Source organism: Acinetobacter sp. WC-323 (assembly GCF_000314615.1).
GTDB classification, from domain to species: Bacteria; Pseudomonadota; Gammaproteobacteria; order Pseudomonadales; family Moraxellaceae; genus Acinetobacter; species Acinetobacter courvalinii.
The window spans coordinates 1-5842 of sequence record NZ_AMZS01000065.1 but is presented as its reverse complement, the minus strand read 5'-3'; the positions used below and the strand labels follow the sequence as shown (position 1 = coordinate 5842).

Sequence of the window (5842 nt, the reverse complement as noted above, 5' to 3'; positions counted from 1 at the left end):
TTATAAAATAACACAATGTATTCTGTAATATCTGCTTTAGCTTCATCTCTGGTTTTATAGTTGCAATGATGCACTAATTCATTCTTGAGTATGCCCCAGAAACTTTCAATCGGTGCATTATCGTAACAGTCCCCACGTTTGCTCATTGAACCTTGAAAATCACATTTTTCCAGTATCTTTCGATATTCATGGCTGCAATATTGGCTGCCTCTGTCCGAATGAATAATTAAGCCTTTCGTTGGTTTTTGATTACGAATCGCCATAGTCAGTGCATTGCAAACAAGTTGTGCGGTCATACGCTCATTTAAGCTATAGCCAACCACTTGTTTCGTGTACAGGTCTTTTACTGCTGCCAAGTATAACCAACCTTCAGCAGTCCAAATGTATGTAATATCGCTTGACCATGCAAGATTGGGCTTAGTCATTGAAAACTGTTGCTCTAGTAAATTTGCGTAGATCGCTCGATTATGATCACTCTTCGTAGTTCTTTTGAAACGCTTATGACGCTTACAATACAGCTGGTTGAGCTTTTTTATTTGACGTACAGCATACGTACTGATTTTGATACCTTGCGCTTGTAAATGCTTAGTTAATCGAATATAGCCATAGCTTTGTTTAGTTTCCTCATGAGCTATTTTGACCAAAATTGTCTGTTGATTTCGCTGAACCAATCTTTTATTCATGCCTCGTTTTAGCCAATCATAAAATCGTGACACTGAAACGTGAAGTAATCTAGCCATAAAGCTAATCGGGAATAAATATCTTTGCTGTTTCATATAGGCGTACCTTACTGACTTTCTTTCGCAAAGTACGCTGCTGCCTTTTTTAGAAATTCACGTTCCATTTCAGCTGTTTTGAGCTGTTGTTTGAGCTTTTTATTTTCTTCGAGTAAGGCATTTAGATCAGGTGAATATTGTTTAGTGCCTGCTAAGGTGCCAGTCTTTGCTTTATTATTCCAATTTGAAAGAGTTTGCATTGAAATGCCAAGTTGTCTGGCTGTTTCCGATACATTGCCTTGATTGGCTTCAATCAATTTTATTGCTTCAACTTTAAATTCTGCGGTGTAAGTCTTCTGTTTCTTGCTCATGGTAAACTCCTGATGAGTGTCTATAGTTTACCAAGTTAAAACCTCCTGTTTTCTCAGCACACATCATGACTTATGGGATGCAAAACTACGTTGGGCGTGAAGTCATAAAAAAATTAATCAGGATTTTGCATAAATAGTGCGCCGTAAGGCGCATTATTTTTAAGGAAGGTTTGTATTACTCGACAATATATAACTTATGTTTTTTCTTCGGGGGCTCAACTTTAGCTAAAGCATCAAATGTTAATTGATTAAAATCTTCTTCAGAGATTCCAATTTCATCAAGCATTTTATTTTTATCAAAAGATGGTTGTGAGGCTAAAACAGAGATAATTTTGGGCAACATCAAACTCTCATCTCGATGAGTTTCTTCAGGTTCATTAATGTTGTAGCCCAACGAATTGATCTTTATAGAGTTACTACGATTAACCCAATCACTAACTAATCCCAGCTTGTGAGCTTTATAGTTAATAGCCTTCAGGGATGTTCGCCAAATCTTTTTATACTCAATCATATTTTCTAGTGAAAAATAGCGTGGAGCAGTAGAAAGAAATGCATCTGTTGGCATTAAAAATTCAGATGAAAATTGATCCGCTTCAGTTTCGAGAACACGATTATCTTTCTCGACACGAATTTTTTTGTTATGCGTATGCATAACGATATGACCAAGTTCGTGTGCACAATCGAAGCGGGCTCTTTCGGCAGACTTAAATGTATTTAGAAATATGAAAGGGCTACCACTTTCATCATCAAAAAAAGATAGTGCATCAATTTCTCGAATTTCAGTCGGTAATCTAAAGACACGGATTCCCTTTAGCTCACACAACGAAACAATGTTATTAATCGGTTGATTACCTAAAGCCCATAAACCTCTCAACTCTGACGCTAGGTGATCGGCATACTTAGATTCACCCAAAAACTCAGTAATATCTAAATCAGGACGGTGAAAAGTAGGTAACTTTACTTTCTGATTTAAGTACTTGTTAATATTTATTGCTAAAAGAGTATATGCCTCATTAGCTTTTCTATGCTGTGCTTTAATACGAGCAACCGATCTATAGAAGATTTGGTCTGTTTCATGTGGTTGTGTGTCATTACCTGCAAAGAATGACTTGGGTAAATTTAATACACGGCATATATCATCTTGATCATTTTCATTGATTTCTTTATCCACGTCTAAAAGTTGCTTTACCTTAGAGATAGAGCAACTCAATTTTTCTGCGAAATCGGTATTGCTAAGTCCTCGTAATTCTTTAGCAATACGTAAACGATCTTTATTAAACACATTAACCTCAGATTAAACTACAAGCTGAATATCAAAATCATCTGGTTTAATTTCATTAGATGGTTCCAATACTGGCTTAGGATCAGTTTTTACAGGAACTGTATTATCTATTTCAAATGCAATTCTGCAAGTATGGTCACTTGGTAAAATTGAAATTTTTTTCGCTTTTAAGTCCTGTACGAAGCTAGTTGGGTATGCAAATTCAAAAGGAATATTTGGGATATCAATGTCTTTATAGGCTGGATGTGATGCTGAAGGAAAGTATAAAATCCATGTTCTCAATTTTGTCTCATCATCATAAGCAGACTGATTCTCCTTAATATTATTTAATGTCATTAATCCTTTTTCACAGTGTGCTGATACAACTTGATCAGCTAACCCCAATGCAATATTCCCGCTCATAAAGATAATTTGTATTTTCTTTACTGTATTCTCAATTCTTGGCTGGCTGTCATTGTGGAATATCCAAGCAGGATCAGATTGTCGAAGCAGTAAAGCAATCTGTTCTCCAATTTTTCCCCATCGTGCAATAAAGCGTGCACGGTTATAGTGAGTATTTGTTCTATAGTCAGCATCACCGATCATAATTGCGTTTCTGACTAACTCGAGATCAGGTAATCCTAACTGTTTAGCTTTTTTGATAGCATTTTCACCTTTGAAAAAATCACATGGCGTGGGTTCAGAAGGTTGGATTGATTCTTCATCAAGGAGATTTAAATTCATCTTAAAAGTTATCCTAAAGTAGCGAATGTCTTTTTTATAACATCTTTTGATGTTTTAAAAAAGACATTTTTATAAATGTGTGCTATCTTCACTTACAACTTGATAATAAGAATTTTGGAGAAGAGACGTTGAGTAACTTATTCATTAATCATAAAAATTGTCCTGAATGCGGTGGCCGTATCAAAGGCTATTATTACTACTGTGGGCAGTGTGGTAGTCAAAATGTTGTAAACTGGAAGCACACGGGGATATTTTTGTTGATTGCTGGAAAGATTTTTCTGGTTGCTATGCTTTTTTTGCTAAAAAATTTTGTTCAAATCCATTTTTTTCACAAGTTTCATTGTGCTAATTTTTTAAATAATTCATAGAGGTTGATAGTAAAATGAAAGTTAAAGATTTAATTAAATAATTAGAAGAGTTTGATCTGGAATTAGATGTTTTAATTGCTAATGAAGAGAACAAAATCATTGGCATAAAAACCCTAGCCCGATTCTTTGAAATAAGCTATGTTTCTTTTGTTCATCCAGAGACACAAAGAAATGATATGGAAAGAAATGTTGAATTTACCTTTTTAGGAATGTCGACTAAAGACTCTAGAGTTATTGTTTTTATTGACGTTGTTCCATAATTTTCAAGTAGTCAAAATGAGTATACAATATTCATGTGATGCAAGAAGATACAACTGGATAGGATGGGCCCATAAGTATTTGAAGCTGCCTCGTGTATGATCATGGGGACTGTCCAAACAAACGGCTTTTGAGAGTGCTGCCTGATACGAAAAATAATATCCAAGAGATGCTAGCGGTAAATTTAGTGTAAAATTTAATGCTAGCCATCATTAAAACTTATTTAAAAATATGAAGTTATATCGCACAGATTGGAATATGTTTCCTAAAACGGTTATTGACCGTGGTCTTGGAGATGCAACCTCTCATTACATGTATGAAGCTGCTAAAGCAGGGGATGTTGAAAGTGCGTATATTTTAGCTAAAGATTTAGTTTCGGATGAGGCGATTGCTGAACTAGAAAGAATTATCGATGGTCGGGAAACTATTATAGTACCTGTACATGCTGAGGAAGCAGTCGGTCGTAATATGATTCCTTTAGCTACTTCAGCAGTTATAGCAAAGAAACTTGGGCTTGAAGTTGATACGAATATAGTTCAAGCTATAAAAGTATCAAGAACTGGCGGTGATGGGTGGCATAGATTAGCCAACCCACCAGCATTTGATGGGACAATAAACAATGATAAATGTGTTATTATTGTTGATGATACCCAGACCCAAGGTGGTACTTTTGCAGCATTAAAAGGTCATATTGAAACAACTGGGACGAATAAAGTTATTGGAGCATATGCACTGACGGGTAAACAATACTCATCACAATTAGCTCTAAGTAAAGAAACTCTTCAGCAATTGAGGGATGTATATGGTAATCTTGAAGCATGGTGGAAATCGATTTACGGGTACGATTTCGAAAGGCTCACAGAGTGGGAAGCAAAGTATATCCTCAACTCTCGTAAAACAGCTGACGAAGTCCGAGATAGAATCATTGCGTCAAAACAAACGTGATGCTTATGCACTTATGATGAAAATGAATTAATTATTATTTAATTAAGTTAAAAGACTGCTATATAGCGGTCTTTTTTGTTTTTGAGCTCTACAAATTTTAATGAGTACATATAGTTACTTTTATAAAAATGATAATAAAGGGTAGAGGAGGTCATCTAAGAATTTAAAGCACAAGACTTATTTAACATTGATGACAGAAAAAGTGAGTTGTTGGGAACTTAAAGAAGAGGTGGTACTTATAATGGTTACTAAAATACAAGTACTTAAAATATTAAATATATAAAACAATATATTACAAATATATATGATGCGTAGTGTACGCATCATATATATTTTCTTCTATTTTGATATAATGGATCTCGTCAATCCGCTGATAGGTTTCATTTAAATTTCATGAGTCTTACTGAAATTAAAGTTCGCCAAGCTCATTGCAAGGAAAAAACTTGTTTTTTATCCGATGAAGATGGACTTAGCCTGAAGATTGAGCCGACTGGAAGAAAATCTTGGTGCTATCGCTATACAGATCCACAAACAAAAAAACGTCGCCGCATTCAGTTGGGGCTTTATCCTGATTTATCGCTGAAAAAGGCACGACAAGTCAAAGATGACTTTAAAGACAATAATTATTGTTTTGAGCATGATACTGTCTCTAATGTCATCACCTTTCGTAAGGTAGGGGAGGAGTGGCTGCAGTTCAAACTGAAAAATGCATTTAATGATTCACCCCGCTGCGGTGTACTACAGTTAGCAGAAAGATGTTTACAGCAAGATATTTATCCAGACCTTCAGGATTTACCTTTTCAAAACATCAAGCGTTATGACCTGGTTTCAGTAATCAAAAAAATAGAGGGACGCCAAGTAAAAGAACCTGTCAAGAAAGCTTGTAGTTATTTGAACCAAATTTATGACTACGCTGTAGCGATGGGTTATTGTGAATTCAACATCGCGCATGGTTTAAATAAAATCGCCATTAACAGTAAAATCAAGAAGAATTATCCGTATTTGAAAGCGGAGGATATATCAGATTTTAAGAAAAATTTATTAAAATTGGATGCCCATCCGATTATTAAAAAAGCACTGCTGTTCAAATTACATACTGGCGTGCGAGGGGCTGAATTGTTATTGGCTGAGCCTCATCATTTTGATTTAAATGAAAAAATCTGGAAAATACCTGCCTTG

5 protein-coding genes are annotated in these 5842 nt (G+C 35.2%); 2 read left to right on the top strand and 3 right to left on the bottom strand.

Annotation, left to right across the window (positions count from 1 at the left end):
* The 3 genes from ACINWC323_RS02445 to ACINWC323_RS02460 all read right to left on the bottom strand — a co-directional run.
* A protein-coding gene (locus tag ACINWC323_RS02445; protein ID WP_155758117.1) for an IS3-like element ISAba21 family transposase occupies window positions 1-1087 on the bottom strand; the annotation gives its coding sequence in 2 pieces (ribosomal slippage) (window positions 1-829 and window positions 829-1087; 1088 coding nt annotated over the 2 pieces). This gene is flagged as partial in the annotation.
* 175 nt (window positions 1088-1262) lie between these two features.
* On the bottom strand, window positions 1263-2369 hold the full coding sequence (locus tag ACINWC323_RS02455) for an ImmA/IrrE family metallo-endopeptidase (protein WP_000482094.1): 1107 nt from the start codon (window positions 2367-2369) through the stop codon (window positions 1263-1265).
* 12 nt (window positions 2370-2381) lie between these two features.
* Window positions 2382-3092, bottom strand: coding sequence for a hypothetical protein (locus ACINWC323_RS02460; RefSeq protein WP_001052588.1), 711 nt, complete (start codon window positions 3090-3092; stop codon window positions 2382-2384).
* Window positions 3093-3976: 884 nt separating this feature from the next.
* On the opposite strand from ACINWC323_RS02460, the gene ACINWC323_RS02465 reads away from it, so the two are divergent.
* The gene (locus ACINWC323_RS02465; RefSeq protein WP_000484193.1) at window positions 3977-4663 is read left to right on the top strand and encodes a phosphoribosyltransferase; all 687 of its coding nucleotides are present in this window, start codon (window positions 3977-3979) and stop codon (window positions 4661-4663) included.
* A 393-nt stretch (window positions 4664-5056) separates the two neighbouring features.
* Window positions 5057-5842 (top strand): tyrosine-type recombinase/integrase (locus ACINWC323_RS02470; RefSeq protein WP_009515202.1); only part of this gene is annotated, 786 nt, incomplete at its 3' end.

Bases quoted from the DNA above. Each gene is read 5' to 3' on its own strand.
- ACINWC323_RS02460 (WP_001052588.1), bottom strand. From the start codon at position 3,092: ATGAATTTAAATCTCCTTGATGAAGAATCAATCCAACCTTCTGAACCC.
- ACINWC323_RS02465 (WP_000484193.1), top strand. From the start codon at position 3,977: ATGTTTCCTAAAACGGTTATTGACCGTGGTCTTGGAGATGCAACCTCT.